The sequence below is a fragment of the Ruegeria sp. AD91A genome (assembly GCF_003443535.1).
Taxonomy (GTDB): domain Bacteria; phylum Pseudomonadota; class Alphaproteobacteria; order Rhodobacterales; family Rhodobacteraceae; genus Ruegeria.
Map to the genome: position 1 here is coordinate 224,856 of NZ_CP031946.1, position 19,095 is coordinate 243,950.

General features: G+C 58.1%; 23 protein-coding genes and 1 other RNA gene. 15 read left to right on the forward strand and 9 right to left on the reverse strand.

The genetic code is table 11. The annotated features are described in order from the left end of the window. Positions 1-13 precede the first annotated feature (13 nt). Positions 14-685: a ceramidase domain-containing protein gene (locus tag D1823_RS01130; RefSeq protein WP_117868234.1), complete on the forward strand. Its 672-nt coding sequence runs from the start codon at positions 14-16 to the stop codon at positions 683-685. Between the two features lie 73 nt (positions 686-758). Here D1823_RS01130 and D1823_RS01135 read toward each other — a convergent pair whose 3' ends face one another. After that, the gene (locus D1823_RS01135; RefSeq protein ID WP_117868235.1) at positions 759-1,322 is read right to left on the reverse strand and encodes a DUF4202 domain-containing protein; all 564 of its coding nucleotides are present in this window, start codon (positions 1,320-1,322) and stop codon (positions 759-761) included. Positions 1,323-1,478: 156 nt separating this feature from the next. Next, a complete protein-coding gene (locus D1823_RS21790; RefSeq protein ID WP_162896729.1) occupies positions 1,479-1,637 on the reverse strand; it encodes a hypothetical protein in 159 nt (52 codons plus the stop codon). 227 nt (positions 1,638-1,864) lie between these two features. On the opposite strand from D1823_RS21790, the gene gatC reads away from it, so the two are divergent. The 5 genes from gatC (at position 1,865) to rnpB (ending at position 5,568) form a co-directional block, all read left to right on the forward strand. Beyond that, complete coding sequence (gene gatC / locus D1823_RS01140) at positions 1,865-2,152, forward strand: Asp-tRNA(Asn)/Glu-tRNA(Gln) amidotransferase subunit GatC (protein WP_117868236.1); 288 nt, start codon at positions 1,865-1,867, stop codon at positions 2,150-2,152. Between the two features lie 3 nt (positions 2,153-2,155). Beyond that, positions 2,156-3,643 carry an Asp-tRNA(Asn)/Glu-tRNA(Gln) amidotransferase subunit GatA gene (gatA, locus tag D1823_RS01145; RefSeq protein ID WP_117868237.1) on the forward strand — a complete coding sequence of 496 codons (1,488 nt, stop codon included), beginning with the start codon at positions 2,156-2,158 and terminating at the stop codon, positions 3,641-3,643. A 38-nt stretch (positions 3,644-3,681) separates the two neighbouring features. Further along, positions 3,682-4,386 (forward strand): excalibur calcium-binding domain-containing protein, encoded by a 705-nt coding sequence (locus tag D1823_RS01150; RefSeq protein WP_117868238.1) that lies wholly within the window; start codon positions 3,682-3,684, stop codon positions 4,384-4,386. Then, positions 4,337-5,044 (forward strand): N-acetylmuramoyl-L-alanine amidase, encoded by a 708-nt coding sequence (locus D1823_RS01155; RefSeq protein WP_117868239.1) that lies wholly within the window; start codon positions 4,337-4,339, stop codon positions 5,042-5,044. Before D1823_RS01150 ends, D1823_RS01155 begins: the two co-directional genes overlap by 50 nt. A gap of 124 nt (positions 5,045-5,168) precedes the next feature. Then, positions 5,169-5,568: RNase P RNA component class A (gene rnpB, locus D1823_RS01160), an RNA gene on the forward strand. Between the two features lie 6 nt (positions 5,569-5,574). Here the strand turns inward: rnpB and D1823_RS01165 are convergent. From D1823_RS01165 to D1823_RS01175, 3 genes are all read right to left on the reverse strand, one after another. After that, a complete protein-coding gene (locus tag D1823_RS01165) occupies positions 5,575-5,907 on the reverse strand; it encodes a GYD domain-containing protein (protein WP_117868240.1) in 333 nt (110 codons plus the stop codon). 69 nt (positions 5,908-5,976) lie between these two features. Next, the gene (locus D1823_RS01170; RefSeq protein ID WP_117868241.1) at positions 5,977-6,819 is read right to left on the reverse strand and encodes a DUF2182 domain-containing protein; all 843 of its coding nucleotides are present in this window, start codon (positions 6,817-6,819) and stop codon (positions 5,977-5,979) included. 13 nt (positions 6,820-6,832) lie between these two features. Next, positions 6,833-7,468: a DUF1326 domain-containing protein gene (locus D1823_RS01175; RefSeq protein ID WP_117868242.1), complete on the reverse strand. Its 636-nt coding sequence runs from the start codon at positions 7,466-7,468 to the stop codon at positions 6,833-6,835. Positions 7,469-7,737: 269 nt separating this feature from the next. On the opposite strand from D1823_RS01175, the gene D1823_RS01180 reads away from it, so the two are divergent. The 3 genes from D1823_RS01180 to D1823_RS01190 all read left to right on the forward strand — a co-directional run bounded on the left by D1823_RS01180 (position 7,738) and on the right by D1823_RS01190 (position 9,453). Further along, positions 7,738-8,445 carry a DUF533 domain-containing protein gene (locus D1823_RS01180; RefSeq protein WP_117868243.1) on the forward strand — a complete coding sequence of 236 codons (708 nt, stop codon included), beginning with the start codon at positions 7,738-7,740 and terminating at the stop codon, positions 8,443-8,445. A gap of 127 nt (positions 8,446-8,572) precedes the next feature. Next, on the forward strand, positions 8,573-8,740 hold the full coding sequence (gene rpmG, locus D1823_RS01185; protein ID WP_037309480.1) for a 50S ribosomal protein L33: 168 nt from the start codon (positions 8,573-8,575) through the stop codon (positions 8,738-8,740). A gap of 206 nt (positions 8,741-8,946) precedes the next feature. Further along, entirely contained in the window at positions 8,947-9,453 is a 507-nt protein-coding gene (locus D1823_RS01190; protein ID WP_162896730.1) for a hypothetical protein, read from the forward strand. A 136-nt stretch (positions 9,454-9,589) separates the two neighbouring features. On the opposite strand, the gene D1823_RS01195 is transcribed toward D1823_RS01190, so the two are convergent. Continuing rightward, a complete protein-coding gene (locus D1823_RS01195; protein WP_117868245.1) occupies positions 9,590-10,369 on the reverse strand; it encodes a Bax inhibitor-1/YccA family protein in 780 nt (259 codons plus the stop codon). 184 nt (positions 10,370-10,553) lie between these two features. Beyond that, entirely contained in the window at positions 10,554-10,763 is a 210-nt protein-coding gene (locus D1823_RS01200; RefSeq protein ID WP_117868246.1) for a DUF1127 domain-containing protein, read from the reverse strand. Between the two features lie 124 nt (positions 10,764-10,887). Here D1823_RS01200 and D1823_RS01205 point away from each other — a divergent pair, with 124 nt between their 5' ends. Further along, positions 10,888-11,769 (forward strand): LysR family transcriptional regulator, encoded by an 882-nt coding sequence (locus D1823_RS01205; RefSeq protein ID WP_117868247.1) that lies wholly within the window; start codon positions 10,888-10,890, stop codon positions 11,767-11,769. A gap of 6 nt (positions 11,770-11,775) precedes the next feature. Here D1823_RS01205 and D1823_RS01210 read toward each other — a convergent pair whose 3' ends face one another. Next, positions 11,776-12,732 (reverse strand): NADPH:quinone oxidoreductase family protein, encoded by a 957-nt coding sequence (locus tag D1823_RS01210; protein WP_117868248.1) that lies wholly within the window; start codon positions 12,730-12,732, stop codon positions 11,776-11,778. Positions 12,733-13,074: 342 nt separating this feature from the next. Between D1823_RS01210 and D1823_RS01215 the strand changes: the two genes are divergently transcribed. The 3 genes from D1823_RS01215 to D1823_RS01225 all read left to right on the forward strand — a co-directional run bounded on the left by D1823_RS01215 (position 13,075) and on the right by D1823_RS01225 (position 15,727). After that, a complete protein-coding gene (locus tag D1823_RS01215; RefSeq protein ID WP_117868249.1) occupies positions 13,075-13,446 on the forward strand; it encodes a helix-turn-helix domain-containing protein in 372 nt (123 codons plus the stop codon). A gap of 40 nt (positions 13,447-13,486) precedes the next feature. Further along, the gene (gene hisN / locus D1823_RS01220; RefSeq protein WP_117868250.1) at positions 13,487-14,278 is read left to right on the forward strand and encodes a histidinol-phosphatase; all 792 of its coding nucleotides are present in this window, start codon (positions 13,487-13,489) and stop codon (positions 14,276-14,278) included. 114 nt (positions 14,279-14,392) lie between these two features. Further along, entirely contained in the window at positions 14,393-15,727 is a 1,335-nt protein-coding gene (locus tag D1823_RS01225; protein ID WP_117872588.1) for an 8-oxoguanine deaminase, read from the forward strand. On the opposite strand, the gene guaD is transcribed toward D1823_RS01225, so the two are convergent. Beyond that, complete coding sequence (gene guaD, locus D1823_RS01230; protein WP_117868251.1) at positions 15,724-17,010, reverse strand: guanine deaminase; 1,287 nt, start codon at positions 17,008-17,010, stop codon at positions 15,724-15,726. The two genes, D1823_RS01225 and guaD, sit on opposite strands and share 4 nt — an antisense overlap. Positions 17,011-17,146: 136 nt before the next feature. Here guaD and mgtE point away from each other — a divergent pair, with 136 nt between their 5' ends. Next, a complete protein-coding gene (gene mgtE / locus D1823_RS01235) occupies positions 17,147-18,541 on the forward strand; it encodes a magnesium transporter (RefSeq protein ID WP_117868252.1) in 1,395 nt (464 codons plus the stop codon). Then, positions 18,538-19,095: a 5-formyltetrahydrofolate cyclo-ligase gene (locus D1823_RS01240; protein WP_117868253.1), complete on the forward strand. Its 558-nt coding sequence runs from the start codon at positions 18,538-18,540 to the stop codon at positions 19,093-19,095. The genes mgtE and D1823_RS01240 overlap by 4 nt, the downstream gene beginning before the upstream one ends.

Below are 19,095 nucleotides of genomic sequence, written 5' to 3' on the forward strand. Positions count from 1 at the left end.
TATGTAAAATTCCATGGACTGGATTCGAGAAATCGATGGCTATTGCGAACGCTTGTCGGCGGACTATTGGGCCGAGCCGATCAATGCGATCACAAACGCTGCTTTTCTGATTGCCGCATGGATCATGTGGCGGCGCGTACGCGATCAGGACATGCCACTGGCCAAGGGTCTGGTCGTGATTCTGGCCATGATTGGGATCGGCAGCTATCTGTTTCACACCCATGCCAGGGTGTGGGCGGCATTGGCGGATGTGGTGCCGATCCTGCTGTTCATATTGGTCTATATATATGCGGTGAACCGGGACATCTGTCGCATGTCGTCTGGATTGGCCTTCGTCGGTATGATTCTGTTTCTTCCCTATGCGGCGGCCGTTGCACCATTGTTCCAACGTGTGCCAGGGATTGGTGGGTCGGCGGCTTATGCGCCGGTCCCTTTGTTGATCCTGATCTACGCGTTCCTGCTGCGGGGCAATGACCCGAACTTGGCCAGAGCGATGACGCTCGGGGCCCTGATCCTGATTCTATCCATCACTTTCCGTGCGCTCGATTTGCAAATTTGCAAGCAATGGCCGATGGGGACGCATTTCATGTGGCATATCCTGAATGCCATCATGCTGGGTTGGATGATCGAGGTGTATCGCGCGGCCTTCATCAGGGGCCGTTTCGACGATGGCCTTGGGCCTTGAGTCGCGGAATGGTCCTTTCCGGCCATCCCACGTCTCATGGAAACGAGGTCGGCGAATCCGCATTGGTCCGTGTTCAGGTCTGAAAGGCCGCGGCCAGATGATCGGGCAGATCGAATTCGCGCAATACCCGTGCGCGGCCGTCGGGCGACATCTTACGGGCAGTCTTTTCGACGATGCTCTGGATTTTCTCGGCCGAGTGTTTCGCAGCAAAGGGCTGGAAATACCATTCCAGGAATACAAAGCAGATCACGTCTTCCAGCGCCTGCACCTCTGCGTCGCGCTTGAGGCCCTGTTTGCGCAACATGCGCCCTGCGGCCTCAACCTGTTCCGCGTCATAACCTTCACGGGACATCAAGCCCATGACCACTTCGGCATGGTGTTCGCCCTGCGCCTTGCGCCAGGCCAAATATCCCGCCCGGCCTTCGGGGTATTCACTGCGGGCAAGTTTCCAACGCTCAACATGCTGCCCGCGCGCGGCGATCTGAAGTGCGTCAGAAGCTTCCGGAAACAGGCGGTCCAGCTCGGCACTCATGCGTTCGCCATACAACAGCGCCGCGGGGCGGCCATCGTCTTGGTTGGGGTCATTTTCGTTGGCTGCGTCGATTGCGTCCAGAACCGCTTGTTTTTGCGTGCTCATTTTCTGCTCCACTGGCTTGCCTGAACTACGAAACCTCGGCGCAGTTCTGTTCGTCATTCGACGTCATGCTAACGGCTTGCCCTGGGATGTGCATCCTCGAAAATGAAAAACGGCCGGGTCAGAGAGGGGATATCTGACCCGGCCGGGACCTGCGCTTTAGCTGGCAGGTTTAACCTGATCCTGCGTGACCGGTTCCGCAATAGGGGACGGGAAGGTCAACGTGCGTGTCAGGTTGCTTGTGTCGATACCCAAGGCCATGGCCGGTGCGGCCAGAAACGTGGCGGACAAGACTGCGGCTGTTATCAGGGGTTTCATGTTTTTTCTCCGGTTTGCGTTATGTCGCACAAATAAAATGAACAGTACAGTTTAGTTTTCAAGGTCCGCAATGAACTATTCAGTTTACTTTTTCGCATACCACTCATTCAGTTTTGAATGGCAAGAGAAGACGAGGAATCCGAAACTCGGACCTGCCAGCGGCGCGGCGGTCTTGCGACTGTCGCAACAGACGGGTAAACGCCCCTTAACGTAGATGAGGGAAGCCGATGTCGATTGACCAAAGCACCGCCGCCAAAGTGGCCAAGCTGGCCCGGATCAAGGTCGAGGATGACGCGCTGCCGGCGCTGGCATCCGAGTTCAACACCATCCTAGGGTTCATCGAACAGCTGAACGAAGTGGATGTGGAAGGTGTCGAGCCGATGGTCTCGGTCACACCCATGCGCCTCAAGCGTCGTCAGGACGAAGTCACTGATGGCAATCAGCAGGACAAGATTCTGGCCAACGCCCCCGACGCCCGTGAAGGGTTCTTCGCAGTCCCCAAAGTGGTGGAGTAAGACATGAGCGAACTGAACAAACTGGGCCTGGCCGAGGCCCGCGACGCATTGCGAGCCGGCGACGTCACTTCTGTCGAGCTGACAGACGCCTGCCTGAAAGCCATTGATGAAGCAGATGCGCTGAACGCATTCGTCCACAAGACGCCTGAGATCGCGATGGAACGCGCCAAGGCTGCGGATGAACGGATCAAGGGTGGCGACGCTCCGTCTATGTGTGGCCTGCCGATCGGCATCAAGGACCTATTCTGCACCAAGGGCGTGCCGTCGCAGGCCGCGTCGGGCATTCTTGAAGGTTTCAAGCCGGAATACGAATCCACTGTTTCGCAGCAACTGGCCGACGCAGGCGCAGTGATGCTGGGCAAGCTGAACATGGACGAATTCGCCATGGGGTCGTCCAACGAAACATCGGTCTATGGCAATGCCGTCAGCCCATGGCGTCGTGGCAACGATGATGCGCAGCTGACGCCGGGCGGCTCGTCCGGCGGATCTGCGTCTGCTGTGGCCGCTGACCTGTGCCTTGCGGCAACGGGCACCGATACCGGCGGTTCCATCCGCCAGCCCGCGGCTTTTGTCGGCATCACCGGCATCAAGCCGACCTATGGTCGCTGCTCCCGTTGGGGCATTGTCGCCTTCGCATCCTCGCTGGATCAGGCCGGCCCGATGACCAAGAACGTCCGCGACGCCGCGATCATGCTGGAAACCATGTGCGGTCATGACGCCAAGGATTCGACCAGTACGGACCTGGCCGTCCCGAATTTCGAAGCGATGCTGACCGGAGACATCAAGGGCAAGAAGATCGGTATCCCCAAGGAATACCGCATGGACGGCATGCCCGCAGAGATCGAAAAGCTCTGGGCCGACGGTGCCGCGATGCTGAAGGATGCGGGTGCCGAAATCGTCGATATCTCACTGCCGCACACCAAGTATGCGCTGCCAGCCTACTATGTGATCGCCCCGGCCGAGGCGTCTTCGAACCTCGCCCGTTATGACGGTGTCCGTTATGGGCATCGTGCGCAGTTGGCGCAGGGGGATGGCATCACCGAGATGTACGAAAAAACCCGCGCCGAGGGCTTTGGTCACGAAGTGCAACGCCGGGTCATGGTCGGTACATACGTGTTGTCGGCGGGCTTCTACGACGCCTACTACAACCGTGCCCGCAAGGTGCGCACGCTGATCAAGAAAGACTTCGAAGACGTGTTCGCGGACGGAGTCGACGCCATCCTGACCCCGGCGACCCCATCGGCAGCATTCGGTCTGGGCGAAATGACCGAGGCAGATCCAGTTCAAATGTATTTGAACGACGTCTTTACAGTGACTGTGAACCTGGCCGGATTGCCCGGAATATCGGTCCCCGCCGGGTTGGATACACAAGGCCTTCCACTGGGTTTGCAACTGATCGGGCGTCCTTGGGAAGAAGGCGATCTGCTCAACACCGCCTATGCGCTGGAAAACGCAGCCGGTTTTGTGGCCAAACCCGGGAAATGGTGGTAAGCCTAAGGCAACAGAATATCTAGACACGGAGCCAAACAATGCGCGTTTTGCTTTTGGTGCCCGCTCTGACACTGGCAGCTGCATGCACAGACGTCGCACCGCTGACCAGCACAGGTTTCAACACGCCTGAATATCAGGCGCAGCGAGAAGCTCAATTGGCAGGTCAAGGTGCGGTCGGCAACCCTCTGCTGGCTCCGGTCGATGTGTCACAACAACCGCTGGGCGCTCCCGGTGCGGCGACTGTTGCCACGGGTGAAAACGCGGATATCGCCAACCAGGCCGCGGCGGCATTGGCCATCACATCTGGCCAAAACCCAGCCGCGGCTACGGCGGTTCCCGTGGCGAACACTGGCGCGATTTCGGATGAACAGGATTTTGCCGCCGTGTCCGAACGCCGCAGCATCGAAACCGACGCCGTCCGAATCGAGCAGAACCGCCAGACGTATGAGCTCGTGACCCCGACGGCAGTGCCCGAGCGTACGGCGAGCGGCCAGACAAACATTGTGCAATACGCGCTGAGCACGTCCAATCCCGTTGGCACCCAACTCTACAGCCGCTCGGGCTTAAACCTTCAGGCCAAAGCTCAGAGGAACTGCGCGCAATTCCCATCCCCGGATCAGGCTCAGATCGAGTTTCTGTCCAATGGCGGCCCACAGCGCGACCGTAAAGGTCTGGACCCGGATGGGGACGGCTATGCGTGTGGCTGGGACCCAAGCCCGTTCCGCAGTGCCGTCAGAAACTGAAACCTCGCCCATTTGGCATCCGTCGCCCAATTTTGGTGAACGCCGGGATGGGCTGACGCCATCTTTAATCGTGATTCATTACACCGCGATGGACAACGCGCAGGCGGCTCTGGATCGTCTGTGCGACCCGGAGGCCGAGGTCTCGGCCCATTACCTGATCGGCAATGATGGCACGCTTTGGCAAATGGTGCGCGAAGAAGACCGGGCCTGGCACGCGGGTGCCGGAGAATGGCACGGTCAGACCGACATCAACTCCCGTTCCATTGGCATCGAGTTGGACAACACCGGCAAGCATCCGTTCTCGGAACCCCAATTGCACAGGCTCGAACAGTTGTTGCATCAGATAATGCACCGTTGGGCCATTTTACCAAATGGCGTTATCGGCCATTCGGACATGGCGCCCGGGCGCAAATTTGACCCCGGTCCGCGATTTGACTGGTTGCGGCTGGAGCGCAACTTGCTGGCTACGCCACGCGGATATGCCCTTGGCCCGCAAGCTGCATCAGAGGACCAGTTCCGAAATCTGGCTCAAGCCGCCGGTTTCAGCGCTGATGTAGACGATGAAACGCTGTTACGTGCCGTCCGCCTTCGATACCGCCAATGGGGCAGGGGGCCATTGCAGCAAGCCGATCTCGCCCCGTTGATCCGGCACTCCTGATCCGCACTTCATCTGGCCGAAAATATCCCGGGGTTGAATTGGCCGCAGGCCAAGAAGGGGCTGGCCCCTTCTTTGAACCATCATCCCTTGACGCCGCTGGGCGCAAAGCCTAACCAGCCCAAGCGCGGAGGGCCGGATGGCCGCTGGGGTCGCAAGGCCCGAGAGGAAAGTCCGGACTCCACAAGACATCGGTGCCGGGTAACGCCCGGGCGGGGTAACCCGACGGAAAGCGCCACAGAAATCAGACCGCCTGCGATTTCGGTCAAAGGTAAGGGTGAAACGGTGGGGTAAGAGCCCACCGCGCCTCTGGCAACAGCGGCGGCACGGCAAGCCCCACCGGGAGCAATGCCAAATAGGGTCCCCGCGCGGGCCGGTCGGCGCAAGCCGATACCGCCGCTAAGCGCGTCTTGGCCGAGAGGGACCGGGTTGGCAGCTTGAGCCGTGCAGCAATGCACGGCCTAGAGGAATGGTCATCGAAGGGGGAAACCCCGGAACAAGATCCGGCTTACAGGCCCTCCGCGCGTACCCTCCTATCCTCCGGGCGGCGTGTAGGAACCGGTCAGCGCTGCTGCCTTTTCGGTTATCGACGAGAACTCGTCCGCGGTCCAGGCACGAACGGTTTCTATGTTCGTCACTGCACCCGATGCGGCGACAGCCATGCCAACGGCCACAGCGTCTGTTCCATCGGGGGCTTCGCTAATCACGACCACGTCGTTGCTGCCGGTTGTCATGTAAAAGGACAGCAGCCTGCCACCTACTTTTTCCAGCAAGGCTTTCACCGGCCCGGTGCGGTTTTCAGGTTTTTGCAGCATCCCTTGGACGCCAGCCTGCGAGTAAGATGCATAAGTAATGAAAATAGGCATTGGTTTCTCCGTCTATTTGTTGAAACAGTGCAGGGGTTTATCGTCTACCGACCCCTTGGCGGACGGGCGTCAGATGTCAGAAAACAACGGTGCAGTGATGAACCAGAGGCCAGCACTGATCAGCGCCAAGCCAGTCACGGGAACAAGCCACCGGGCCCTGGGCAGGAGCTTTTCCAGCGCGACGTAGGCGGCAATTCCGACAATCCAGTAGAGATTCATGATCCCTCCTACGAACAGCAGCAACATCAGTGCCCAGCAGCACCCCAGACAATATGTGCCGTGTTCCGCACCGGTTCGGAACGCCCCGAATGGTCCAGGTCGGTTGTGATCGGCCAGGAAACGTGCAGGGCTTTGGCAGTGGCGCAGGCATGCGTTCTTCAAACCTGAAAACTGATAGGCACCGGCAGCCAGCAGAATACTTCCTGCGAAGACACCGGAACTGATCGTCATCATTGGACCGTCGAACAGACCGACATGCTCCAGCCCCCATTGCAACGCAGTTGCGGTCAGACTGAATGCACCCCAGGCAACAAGATAACCTGACAGGAAACAGAATCCGAACGTTGCCGTTCGATGCTTTTCAGGACCTATCCGCTTGATCGCGATGAACAGAAGAACGGCAGGTGCAGCGCTCGGGGTCATCATGGCGATCATCATGACCCACCACATCAGAAAGATCAGCAAGGCATAGCTTGCGCTCCAGGCGGACCCAGAGCCCATTTGCATGGGATCTCCGATCGGGCCGGCCATTCGGGTCATCTCGACCGCAGACATGGTCATTCCGATACCGGTTATCGTGTACCAGGCTGCTGCGAGAATAATCAGAAGAACACTTCCCAGAACAATCGCGTTGTCCTGTCTCAACAACCGTTCAACCGCCCCAAACCGGGACGATATGTTTTGTCTGGTCATGGGAGGTCTCCGCCTAAGCGCCTAGAACGCCGTGGCCCGAGATGTTCAGATGCGCCAAATGAGCGTGCGTCGCGTCAAAGGTCAGGTTGATCTGACCGCCTGTTGTCGTCGCACTGCCCGATGCCGCCTCGGCACGGCGGTATTCAAAGCCATTCGGCAATTGTATCGACGCGCGGTGAGGTGCGCCCGATACGATATGTGGGATCGGGTTGACCTCAACATCGAAAACCCCGGCAACCTTGGCGTATCCGCTACGTTCTTCGCGGTTCCAATCCAGCTCGATTGGAACGAAAAGTGTTTCGTGTTTCGTTGGTGCCATGGCGCTGAAGACATACCAGAACGTGGCCATTTCATCGGTATCCTGACCGGTCATGATCGCTTGCAACGCGGCCCGCTGTTCAGCCGTTGCGCTTTCATCAATGATCAGCTGCATCTGACCATTCCCTTCATGAATTGGTCCCGGCCAATAATAAACCCCTGCCGCCCGAAGCCCGCCCAGATCAGTGTCACCGTAGTGACCGCTTTGAATGTCGAAAACGACAACCGCCTCGCAATTTCCGTGAGACGGAAGTACGCTGAACTGACACGGGCAACCGAAATTGCAATTGCAATTGGCCAGTTCTTCGGCCTGAATAGCCCATTCTGTCATGATAGCCCCCAAGAAAAGTCACGCAAAACACCCCTGCTCGATGCGGATCAATCCCACTTGGCACTGCCTCGGCCTTCGAGCCTGAATTCGGCTTCTTGGATACGCAAACCTATCACGAAAGCGTGATATGTACAAACATCATGGCGAATAACCCGCCTTCTCCAGACGTTATAGTGCGCGTCAGTCGCGCTGGGGTTGAGTGCGGTATTCGTGCTTCCATTCTGCTGTTAGGCTTGCGGCACCAATTTTTTTGAAACGGGAGGTTGATTATGAGCTTTATGAAAACGCTGGCGTCCGTGGCCATTGGGTTTGCTGCTGCCAAGGGCATGGACAAATATCAGAAGATGGGCGGCATGGCTGGCCTGCAGGACATGATGCAGGGCGCCGGCGGCGGTTTTGGCGTGGATCAGCTGGGCAAAATGGCAGAGCAGTTTGGTCTGCCCGGTGGCGCGTCAGGCTTGCAGGACATGATGAGCAAGATGGGCATCGGCGGCAGCGCAACCGGTGCGGCCGGATTGGGTGGGTTGTTGAATGCCATGCAGGGGGCCGCCAAGACGGCCAACCAACAAACAGGTGACATGATGGAAACCGTATTCGGCGGCACGCCCGCGGGTGCGGCAATGGAAGAGCAGGCGAAGCTGATGCTTCGGGCGATGATTCAGGCAGCCAAGGCGGATGGCGAACTGGACGAACAGGAAAAGGAAATCATTCTGGGTGAATTGGGCGATGACATCAGCGATGAGGAACGCGCTTTCGTGCAAGAGCAGCTGAACGCACCGATTGATGTAATGGGATTGGCGGCTGATTCTGGTGCGCCGTTCAAAACGCAGATCTATGCAGCATCTCTGGCCGCGATCCGTCTGGATAACGCGCGCGAGGCATCATACCTGCGGCAACTGTCCACCGCGTTGGGCCTTTCGGACGCTGAAAGAGACCAAATTCACACCTATATGGGCGCTCCAACACTGCCTGGTTGAATCTGCACCCGATTCCTGAGCCGGTATCATCGGATTGGCCTTGACATGGGCGGTGCAGCGCGTAAAAGCGCACGCTCATAGGAATTCAACCGAAAGGCCCCTGCCTTTTCGGACGCAGGAGATAACCATGGCGAAGCCGACGACAATCAAGATCCGTCTGAACTCGACCGCGGGCACGGGCCACTTCTACGTGACCAAAAAGAATGCGCGCACCATGACTGAGAAAATGACCATTCGTAAATACGATCCGGTCGTTCGCAAGCATGTCGAGTACAAGGAAGGCAAGATCAAGTAATCTGCCGTTCCAAATGGAAATTCCGAAAAGGGCTCTGGTTCACAGAGCCCTTTTTCAGTTCTGATTTCCTGTTTTTGACAGGTGGCAATCCAAGCAGTCCGTTGCAGTGGCGCATCAGCGTTTGGTGCAATCGCATCCGCTGCGGCTTGCTTTTTGTGGGGACCTGCAAGTACGTTTCAGCAAACCGCCACAAAATGTTGACCGCCATGAAAAAAATCTTGTTATCCACAATCGCCGTTCTAACCCTAACGGCCTGTGAAGACCCGTTTAACCGCGAAGGTGTCGGGTTTACTGGAATCGATGGCGAACCACGCACGATTTCGGACGTACCCGGAGCCGTAGCCTTTCTGCCGGATGCGACCAACGTTCCTGCGGAACTGGCGGAACTGCGGACAGTCACGCTTTTGAGTGATGAGGTGGAATCTTCCAAGGTAGCATCGGTTGCAATCGATAACGGCGGCCAGACGCCAGACAACGCGGTGCAATTGCAAGGTAGCGACACGAACCTGTTCCTGAGCACTGTCAGCGTGAACGGCACTTTGTTTGGTGTGCTGCGCACGCCCTCCAACAGTGTGAAAGTCGACAATTCGATCGGTGTGAGCTTTGCGGAAGAAACAGAGCGTTTTACAGGCTGTCTGCCGGCTGGCAATGTGTTCCGCAAAGGTACATCCGAGAAGAGCTCGGGCTTTGCCATACCGCTAAACTGCAGTTGAACACATAAACGCTTCGGAAACAGAAAGCCCCGCCTTGTCAGGCGGGGCTTTTCATTTCCGGGCAAAAGAAGTCCGGCGCGCAAAGAAAAGGGCCGGTCAATGACCGGCCCCAAACCAATTCAGGTGTCAACAAGGGCTATTCTTGCTGGCCCATGAACATCAGCAGGAACTGGAACATGTTCAGGAACGAGATGTACAGGCTCAGCGCGCCGTCAAAGGCCGCTTTGTCCAGCCATTCCTGGTCGCCATGCGCAGCATGGGCGACGTACGTGTTCTTGATGTCCTGTGTGTAGAACGCGGTCAGACCGGCAAAGATCAGGATGCCGATGGCCGAAATGGCCAGCATCATCACACCGGATTGCAGGAACAGGTTGATGATCATCGCAACCAGCAGACCGATCACACCCATCATCAGGAAGGTGCCCATTCCGCTGAGGTTCCGCTTTGTGGTGTAGCCATAAAGGCTGAGGCCAGCAAAGGCGATCGACGTCACCAGGAAGGTCTGGGTAATCGAGTAGGGTGTGAAGACCAGAAAGATCGAGCTCATCGAGATGCCCATCACGGCGGCAAAGACGAAGAAGCCAAGCTGAACCGTCGCCGCCGAGCCGCGGCGCATCAGGGCACCCCAGCCAAAGAGGATAAAGGCCAGCGGCGCGAACATGACCACCCATTTCAGCGGCGACAGGAACAGCGTGCCGCCCAGGCTGGTCAGATAGCGATCTGCGCCGATCTGTGCGACCGCGTTGCTTGGATCGCTGGTGACAGCCAGACCCGCAATAGCCCATGCCGCCAGTGCAGTGATCAGCATGCCGACGGACATCGTGCCGTAGACTTTGTTCATGTGGGCGCGCAGGCCCTGATCAATCTCGGCGGCGCGCGCGCCGGATGCCGTCCGGATCGTATCGAATTGTGCCATCAAAGGGTCTCCCTAGTCGTCAAGTTACATCGCCCCGGTTGTACGGGGCGGTTTTCCATCTAAATATCGGCAACAAGGGGCTGTGTTTCAAGAGATTCCGGGCGAAAACCGACCAAAACACGCAACAAAAATGGCGACAGGCGACTCAAGGCCTCCTATCGCCATAAAAATATGAGTTTCACGGTTACCTTTTCCAGAATTGGGGGGCATCCCAGAAAAAGCGATTTGCTTCTGCAGATGCTTCTTCCCGGGTCACGCCGATATCTTCCAGCACGGCGTCGTCCAGCAGTGCCAGCTTCCGCCGCTGTCTGGTCAGCTCGAAGGCTTGAGAGATCAGGGTCACAAAAGAACGTTTGGCTGGTTTGCAAGGATGATGGATCGCGAGTTGGGTCATAACTTGTCCTTTCTGCATTCTCGATGGTTTCGCCGGTTGTCATCAATTTCCTTGATTGATATGGGTGAGTATGACATATTTTTAAAACGAATATTTTTGATGGAACACATAAGGAATCGTGAAGATGCGAAACTTGGACATTACCACCCTGCGATCCTTTGTGGCGGTTTCGGATCAAGGCGGCGTTACCCGCGCTGCCGGATTTCTGCACCTGACGCAATCTGCGGTTTCCATGCAGCTGAAACGGCTGGAGGAGCTGTTGGGCCTGGAGTTGCTGGACCGAAGCGGCAGAACAATTGCCCTGACCGCATCCGGTGAGCAGCTGTTGGCTTACGCGCGCCGTATGATCGCCTTGAATGACGAAGTTATCTCGAAACTCACCGACCAGGCTTTTGAGGGTGAGGTGGTTCTGGGCGTTCCCCATGACATCGTCTACCCCGCGATCCCTCGGGTCCTACAGCGGTTCAACGCCGATTTTCCCCGCGTCAGGGTGCAGTTGGTGTCGTCCTATTCACTGCAATTGAAAGACATGTACAAGCGGGGCGAATGTGATGTGATCCTGACGACCGAACCGTCTTCGGCCGATGGCGCGGAGACCATAGCAGAGTTGCCGTTGCGCTGGATTGGTGCGCCGGGCGGATCTGCATGGCGCAAACGTCCGTTGCCTCTGGCACTTGGACGGCGCTGTCTGTTCAGACCGCAGGTCATTTCAGCACTGGATGCCGCCGGAATACCGTGGGAACTGTCGGTAGAAACCGAAAACGACCGTACAATAGAAGCCACGGTCAGTGCCGATCTTGCCGTACACGCAATGCTGGACGGGACCGAGGCCGCACATCTTGAACAGATCGACTCGGGCGGTGCTCTGCCGGATTTGCCAGCGCATATGATCAATCTATACGGTGGGGAGCCGGGCCGGGATGCGGTTGTCGAGGCTCTGGCCCAGTTGGTACGTCAGAACTTCAGACTGCTGGGCGGTACCCAATTGCGGGCAGTGGTTGGGTGACCGCGATCAGGGCGTGATCACGATCTTGCCTGTCGATTTGCGCTCTTTCAACAGCTGCATTCCGTGTGCGACGTCTTCAAGTGGCAGGACATGACTGATGTGCGGTTTTATCCGGCCCTCTGAATGCCATTTGAACAGGGTTTCAAAGCTGTTGTGCACAGCTTCGGGGCGGAACTTCAGATATCCGCCGATATAAACCCCGATCACACTCAGGTTTTTGACCAGCAGATGATTGGCGGGGATCTGCGGAACGTCACCCCCGGCAAATCCGATGGGCAGCAAGCGTCCCTCGGGGTTGGTGGCGCGGAAAGCGGCCTTGAACACATCTCCGCCGATGACGTCATAGACGACATCCGCGCCGCCCAGAGACTTGACCCGTTCCCGCAAGTCTTCGGAAGCATCGATCAGATGATCGGCACCGGCAGCTCGGGCAACGGCTAGCTTGTTCTCGCCTCGTGCCTGGGCGATAACTGTGGCGCCCATGAGTTTACCGATTTCGACGGCGGTCAGGCCAACGCCACCTGCAGCACCCGTGACCAGAAGGGTTTCGCCGGGTTGCAGACGCGCCCTGTGTTCAAGGGCCATGTGACTTGTCGCATATGCGATCTGGATGGCGGCGGCATCTTCGAAACTGGTGCTGTCCGGCAGCAGGATCGCGCGGTCCGCGTCGAAAACGCCGTATTCCGCCAACCCGCCCTGACCTGAATAGACCGCGATCCGGTCGCCCGGCCTCAGCGTTGAAACTCCGGGTCCGACTGTATCCACGACGCCGGCGACCTCCATTCCCAGAGTGAACGGGGCAGGTGGAGTGTCCTGATACGAGCCCTTCTGCATCAGCAGGTCAGCGAAGTTCAGGCCACAAGCTTTTATCGCGACCCGCACCTGGCCTTTTCCCGGCTCAGGTTTATTCACGTCACAAAGCTGGGCAGACGCCCCGTCGGATGGAATGCAATAGGCCCGCATACGGTTCCTCAACAGTTTGCGACATAGGCGCGTGTGCCGTCAGAAAAGTCAATCCGTTTGCTTCGACGAGGGAAAGGACCGTAGTTTCGGGGGGGGCGAAATCAAGTGGCCGAAAAAGAGATTCGCAAAGGCTCAAGGTAATACAACCACAAATCCCTGTAAGGTGTGCTCGACTCAACCAGCTTGAAAAAAAACTCAAAACCGGCATTATATACAGTCAGTGCTGCAAACGGGGGGCGGTACAGTCCGTATTGGGGAGCGGTTAAGGGGAGCTCTCTAGAATTGCGATATCGGACGTCGCAAAATCCCGTGCAGATGTTTGTGTAGTATAGGAGAATACCAATGACTCATCACGTCGATGCCCATGTGGGCAAGCGCGTTCGGCATCGCCGCTGGCTGATTGGGATGACCCAGCAGCAGTTGGCACAGCAAGTTGGTATCAAGTTTCAGCAAATCCAGAAATATGAGACCGGTGCCAACCGAATCAGCGCATCCCGCCTGTGGGACATCGCCGAGGCGTTGGATGTTCCGGTCAGCTTTTTCTTCGAAGGTCTGGAAGAAGCCCAGAAAAGCGATGCGGACAAGAAATCTGTCCCTGCTGACCTGATGGGTGACAAAGAAGCTTTGGATCTGGTGCGCTCTTACTATGCGATTCCGGAAAACCAGCGTCGCCGCTTGTTCGAGCTGGCGCGGGTTCTCAGCGACGTTGCCTGACTGACTTGACTTTGTCGCGGATTGCCCGCACCTCAGGGGCATGCAACCGACGACACCGAGCGATATCGAAATTGCCGAAGAAATGGCCGAAGCAGCGCGAGCGGCCATACTCCCTTTTTTTCGTCAAACAAACCTAGAAACTGCCAACAAACTGGCCGACGGGTTTGACCCGGTCACCGTGGCTGATCGGGCCGCTGAACAAGCGATGCGGGAAGTTCTGGCGCGGCAACGCCCGGATGACGGTATTCTGGGCGAAGAGTTCGGCGAGCATAAGGGCACCAGTGGCCGTACTTGGGTATTGGATCCCATCGATGGGACCCGCGGGTTTATCAGTGGCACGCCAACCTGGGGCGTTCTGATAGCGCTGAGCGATCACGATGGGCCGTTCATGGGTGTGATCGACCAGCCTTATATCGGAGAGCGTTTTGTTGGATCGTCTTCCGGTGCTCACCTGACCGGTCCGCAGGGCACCAGCAGAATGCAAACGCGCAAGATCAGAACGCTGGATCAGGCAACTCTGTTTACCACCTTCCCCGAGGTTGGAACCCCGAAGGACCGCGCAGGGTTTCAGGCCGTGTCCGAGCAGGTGCAACTGACGCGCTATGGAATGGATTGCTACGCCTATGCGCTTCTGGCTGCCGGGCAGGCGGATTTGGTGATCGAGGCGGGTTTGAACTCTTATGATATTCAGGCGCCGATTGCCGTTATTCAGGCGGCCGGCGGTATTGTAACCGATTGGCAGGGTGGCCCTGCTCATGAAGGTGGCCGGGCCTTGGCTGCGGCAAACGCTGACCTTCATGCCGCAGCGCTTGAGATACTCCGCCAGTTCTGAATTCTGTTGCCCAGTGCGCCAAAGGCAACTAAACCAGTGATGGCCGGTTCTTGAGCCCGTTTTCCACCGGTTGACGCACTTCTTGCATGAGACGGGCAGATGCAGGAGCGCGAAATGACGGAAATCCTACTCAAGAATGCTGATCTGATCCTGACGATGGACGAGTCCCGGCAAGAGTTGTCCCGGGCTGATGTTCTGGTCCGCGACGGGCAGATTTCCCGGATCGGGCGGGGGCTGGAAACACAGGGTGAGGTGCACGATGCCTCGAGCTGTGTGGTGACACCCGGCCTGGTAAATACCCACCACCATCTCTATCAAACTCTGACACGGGCGGTGCCGGGCGGACAGGATGCGTTGCTGTTTGGGTGGCTGCAAACGCTCTATCCGATCTGGTCGCGTTTTGGGCCGGAAGAAATGTTCACCTCGGCCCAGATCGGTTTGGCAGAACTGGCGCTGTCGGGGTGCACGCTCAGTTCCGATCACCTTTACCTCTACCCCAATGGCGCGCGGCTTGGGGATACGATCGCTGCCGCGTCCGAGTTGGGAATGCGGTTCCATCCGACGCGTGGCGCGATGAGCATTGGTGAAAGCGACGGCGGCCTGCCACCGGACAGTCTGGTGGAAAAGGAAGCCGCCATTCTGGACGACATGATCCGGGTTGTTGATACGTTTCATGATTCATCCGAGGGTTCAATGTGCCGCGTTGGCCTTGCTCCGTGCTCACCGTTTTCCGTCAGCCGGGACCTGATGCGGGATGCAGCGTTGCTGGCGCGGGACAAGGGCGTGATGCTGCATACCCATCTGGCCGAGAATGATGAGGATATCGCCTATTCGCAGGCGCAATTCGGCTGCCGCCCGGGGCAATATGCCGAGGAATTGGGTTGGACCGGCCCGGATGTCTGGCACGCCCATTGCGTCAAGCTGGACGGGGCCGAGATCGATCTGTTTTCACGTACCAAAACAGGTGTGGCCCATTGCCCCTGTTCAAATTGTCGTCTCGGATCAGGTATAGCTCCGGTGCGGGCAATGCGGGATGCCGGTATCAAGGTTGGCCTCGGCGCGGATGGATCGGCCAGCAATGACAATGGCAACCTCATGCTTGAGGCGCGCCAGGCCATGTTGCTGCAACGGGTTGCCAATGGTGCAGATGCCATGTCGGCCCGCGAAGCGCTTGAGATTGCGACGCGCGGCGGGGCGGATGTGTTGGGACGTCCCGATTGCGGACGGCTGATGCCCGGAAAACGTGCCGATATTGCGGTGTGGGATACCCGCGGCATCGAAAGCGCGGGCAGTTGGGATCCGGCGGCCCTGCTTCTGGCGGGGCCGATGACTGTGAAACATCTGTTCGTCGAAGGCCGCCAGATCGTACGTGATGGATACATAACAACCATTGATCTGCCCCGCGTGATCGAACGCCAAAACATGCTTGCCCGGGCGTTGCAGGCTTAAGCCGCCTGCCGCCCGCCGATCCAGACCTCTGCCACGGCCCGATCGTCGCCCATCATGATCGTCGGAAAGATCGCTTCCCAAACATCTTCCGCGTGGGCCTCGCGTTGGGCGATGGCGGGGGTCGAGGCGAGGTCGATCACGACCAGATCCGCCTCCATCCCAGGGGCGATGTTTCCGATGCAGTCGCCCATACGCAGGCTCCGGGCCGATCCGACCGTGCCCAACCACAGCAATTGCGCCGGGTGCAGAGGGCGGCCGCGCAATTGGCCAATCTCATAGGCGGCGGCCATGGTGCGTAGCATCGAAAAGCTGGACCCGCCGCCGGTATCCGTGGCCAGACCGATCCGGTGGCCATCATGGATCAGCCCGTTCATGTCAAACAATCCCGATCCGATGAACGTGTTCGACGTGGGGCAATGAATCAAAGAGGCATCGACCTCGCGCAGTCGATCCCGTTCCCGGTCTTCCAGATGGATGACATGGCCATACAGGCCGTTCTGGCCCAACAGGCCAAATTTCTCGTAGGTGTCCAGATAATCCCTTGCATCAGGGAACAGGGACCGGACCCATTCGATTTCATCCGTTTGCTCGCTCAGATGGGTTTGCATGAGACAATGCGGATGCTCGGCCCAAAGCGCGCCCATGGCCTCAAGCTGCTCAGGAGTCGAGGTTGGTGAAAAGCGTGGTGTGATCGCATAGGACAGGCGACCGACACGGTGCCATTTCTCAAGCAGTGCGGCGGATTGGTCATAAGCCGTCTGCGCGGTGTCGCGCAGACCTTCGGGCGCGTTACGGTCCATACAGGTCTTGCCGGCGACCACACGCTGCCCACGATTTTGCGCCGTGGTGAAAAAGGCATCCACGCTTTCAGGGTGAATCGTGCAAAAACTGCACATGGTCGTGGTGCCGTGGGCGGTCGTCAGGTCCAGATACCGGTTGGCTATCTCGGTCGCATAGTCGAAATCGCCGAACTTCATCTCTTCCGGGAAGGTGTAGGTGTTCAGCCAGTCGATCAGCCGTTTGCCCCAGCTGGCGATCATCGCCGTCTGTGGATAATGCACATGCGGGTCGACGAACCCAGCCATGATCAAGCGCGTTCCGTGATCCTTCGTGACTGCGTCAGGGTGGGCTTTTTTCAGTGTATCGACGGTGCCGACCTCTGCAATTCGCCCGTGTTCGACCACGACCGCTTCGTCCAGCCGGGTCGCCTCGGTCGGCTCTCCATCAAAGGGTGAGCCTGTGAAACTCAGAACACGCCCTTTCAAAAGCGTCTTTTGCGCCATTTTCCCTGTTCTCCACCTGTTTGGAACCGCGCACTAGCATAGGCGGACGAAAGAAGTGGGTAAATCGGCGCATTGTCATTGTTTTCTGGTAGCTGCTTCTTCTATTTAAGGGCAAATCGAAAAAAAGGGGCAGAGCATGACGACAGGCAGTGACGAAGCCGGACACGATCAGCCCCGGGATGAGGACGTCTATGCGCTCGATCCCAAGGCTGTGGCCGCGATCCTTTATGCAGTGGATATTGACGACCGCGATAAGCTGATCGAGTTGATGGAGCCGCTGCATTCGGCCGATATTGCTGACCTTCTTGAGCAGATCAACCCGTTTGACCGTTCCCGCCTGATCCGCCTGTACGACAAGGAATTTGACGGCGATATCCTTTCCGAACTGGATGAATCGGTTCGTGAAGAGGTGATCTCGGTTCTGAAGCCGGACGTTCTGGCAGAAGCCGTGCGCGAGATGGAAAGCGACGATGTCGTTGACCTGCTGGAAGACCTTGAAGAGCCGCAGCAGGAAACCATTCTGGACGCGTTGGAGGATTCCGAGAGGATCGCCGCCGAACAGGCGCTGTCCTACCCCGAGAATTCTGCCGGTCGTCTCATGCAGCGCGAAGTCGTCATGGCGCCTGAGCATTGGACCGTTGGACAAGCAATTGATTTCATGCGCGCCAATGACGATCTGCCGGAACAGTTCTATCATATTGTTCTGGTCGATCCGCGCCTGAAGCCGGTGGCGCAGGTGACTTTGGGCAAGCTGATGGCGACACGGCGTGAGGTGCCGCTGCTCGATCTGGCAGAAGAGGAATTCCACAGTATCCCCGTCGATCAGGACGAGGAAGACGTGGCTTATGCCTTTAACCAGTATCACCTGATCTCGGCCCCGGTGGTGGATGCCGATGGGCGTCTGGTCGGTGTCATTACAATCGACGATGCGATGGTGGTTCTGGACGAAGAGCACGAAGAAGACATCCTGCGCCTTGCCGGTGTGAGCGACGAAAGCTCACTGTCCGACAGCGTGGCGGCGACCAGCCGGCGGCGGTTGCCGTGGCTGGCGGTGAACCTGTGCACGTCTATTTGTGCCTCGTTGGTGATTTCGCAATTCGAAGCGGCGATTGATCAACTGGTCGCGCTGGCCATCCTGATGCCGATTGTCGCGTCGATGGGCGGCAATGCGGGAACACAATCCCTCACCGTTGCGGTGCGCGCGTTGGCGACGCGCGACCTGACTAATGCAAACGTGATGCGCGTTATTCGCCGGGAACTGCTGGTGGGCATGCTGAACGGGCTCTGCTTTGCCATCGTGCTGGGGACCGTGGGGATGCTGTGGTTCGATTCTCCTTGGCTGGGTGTCGTGATCGGGTCGGCCTTGGTCGTGAACATGATCATCGCAGGGTTTGCAGGTACGGTAGTACCGGTCGTGCTTGACCGCTTGGGCATCGACCCGGCGCTTGCATCGGGGACCTTTGTGACAACCACGACGGACGTCATGGGGTTCTTCATCTTTCTTGGGCTTGCCAGCGTGGTGCTACTGTGACCGATCTGACCGAAATCAAAGCCGCAGCGCGCAAAGCGGCCTTTGCCCGCCGCAAGGCCGCGTTTGATGCCCGCTTGCCGGGTGCAGCCGGGCGCTTGTCCGAGGTTCTGGCAGGCCATCGCGGTGTGCCCCTGTCAGGTTATATGCCGATCCGGACCGAGATCGACCCGGTCCCCGCCATGGCCGAGGCGTCGGCCTATGGCCCGGTGGGTGTGCCTGTCATTCAGGCAGCCGGTCTGCCGCTGAAATTCTCTCGCTGGACACCAGAAGGCGCGCTCAGGGATGGTCCCTTTGGTGCAAAAGTGCCCCAGGTGGATGACTATTTCGGCCCCGAAATTCTGATCGTGCCGCTGGTCGCCTTCGATGCAAATGGTGGTCGCCTGGGTTATGGCGGCGGGTTTTACGACCGGACACTGGAAGGTCTGCGCGCCAAACGCCCGACGCTTGCCATCGGCTTTGCTTTTGATGCGCAAGAGGCTGCGGACCTGCCTCTCGAACTGACCGACCAACCGCTGGACATGGTTGTCACGGAAAGCCGCGTGCTGACCTTCTAG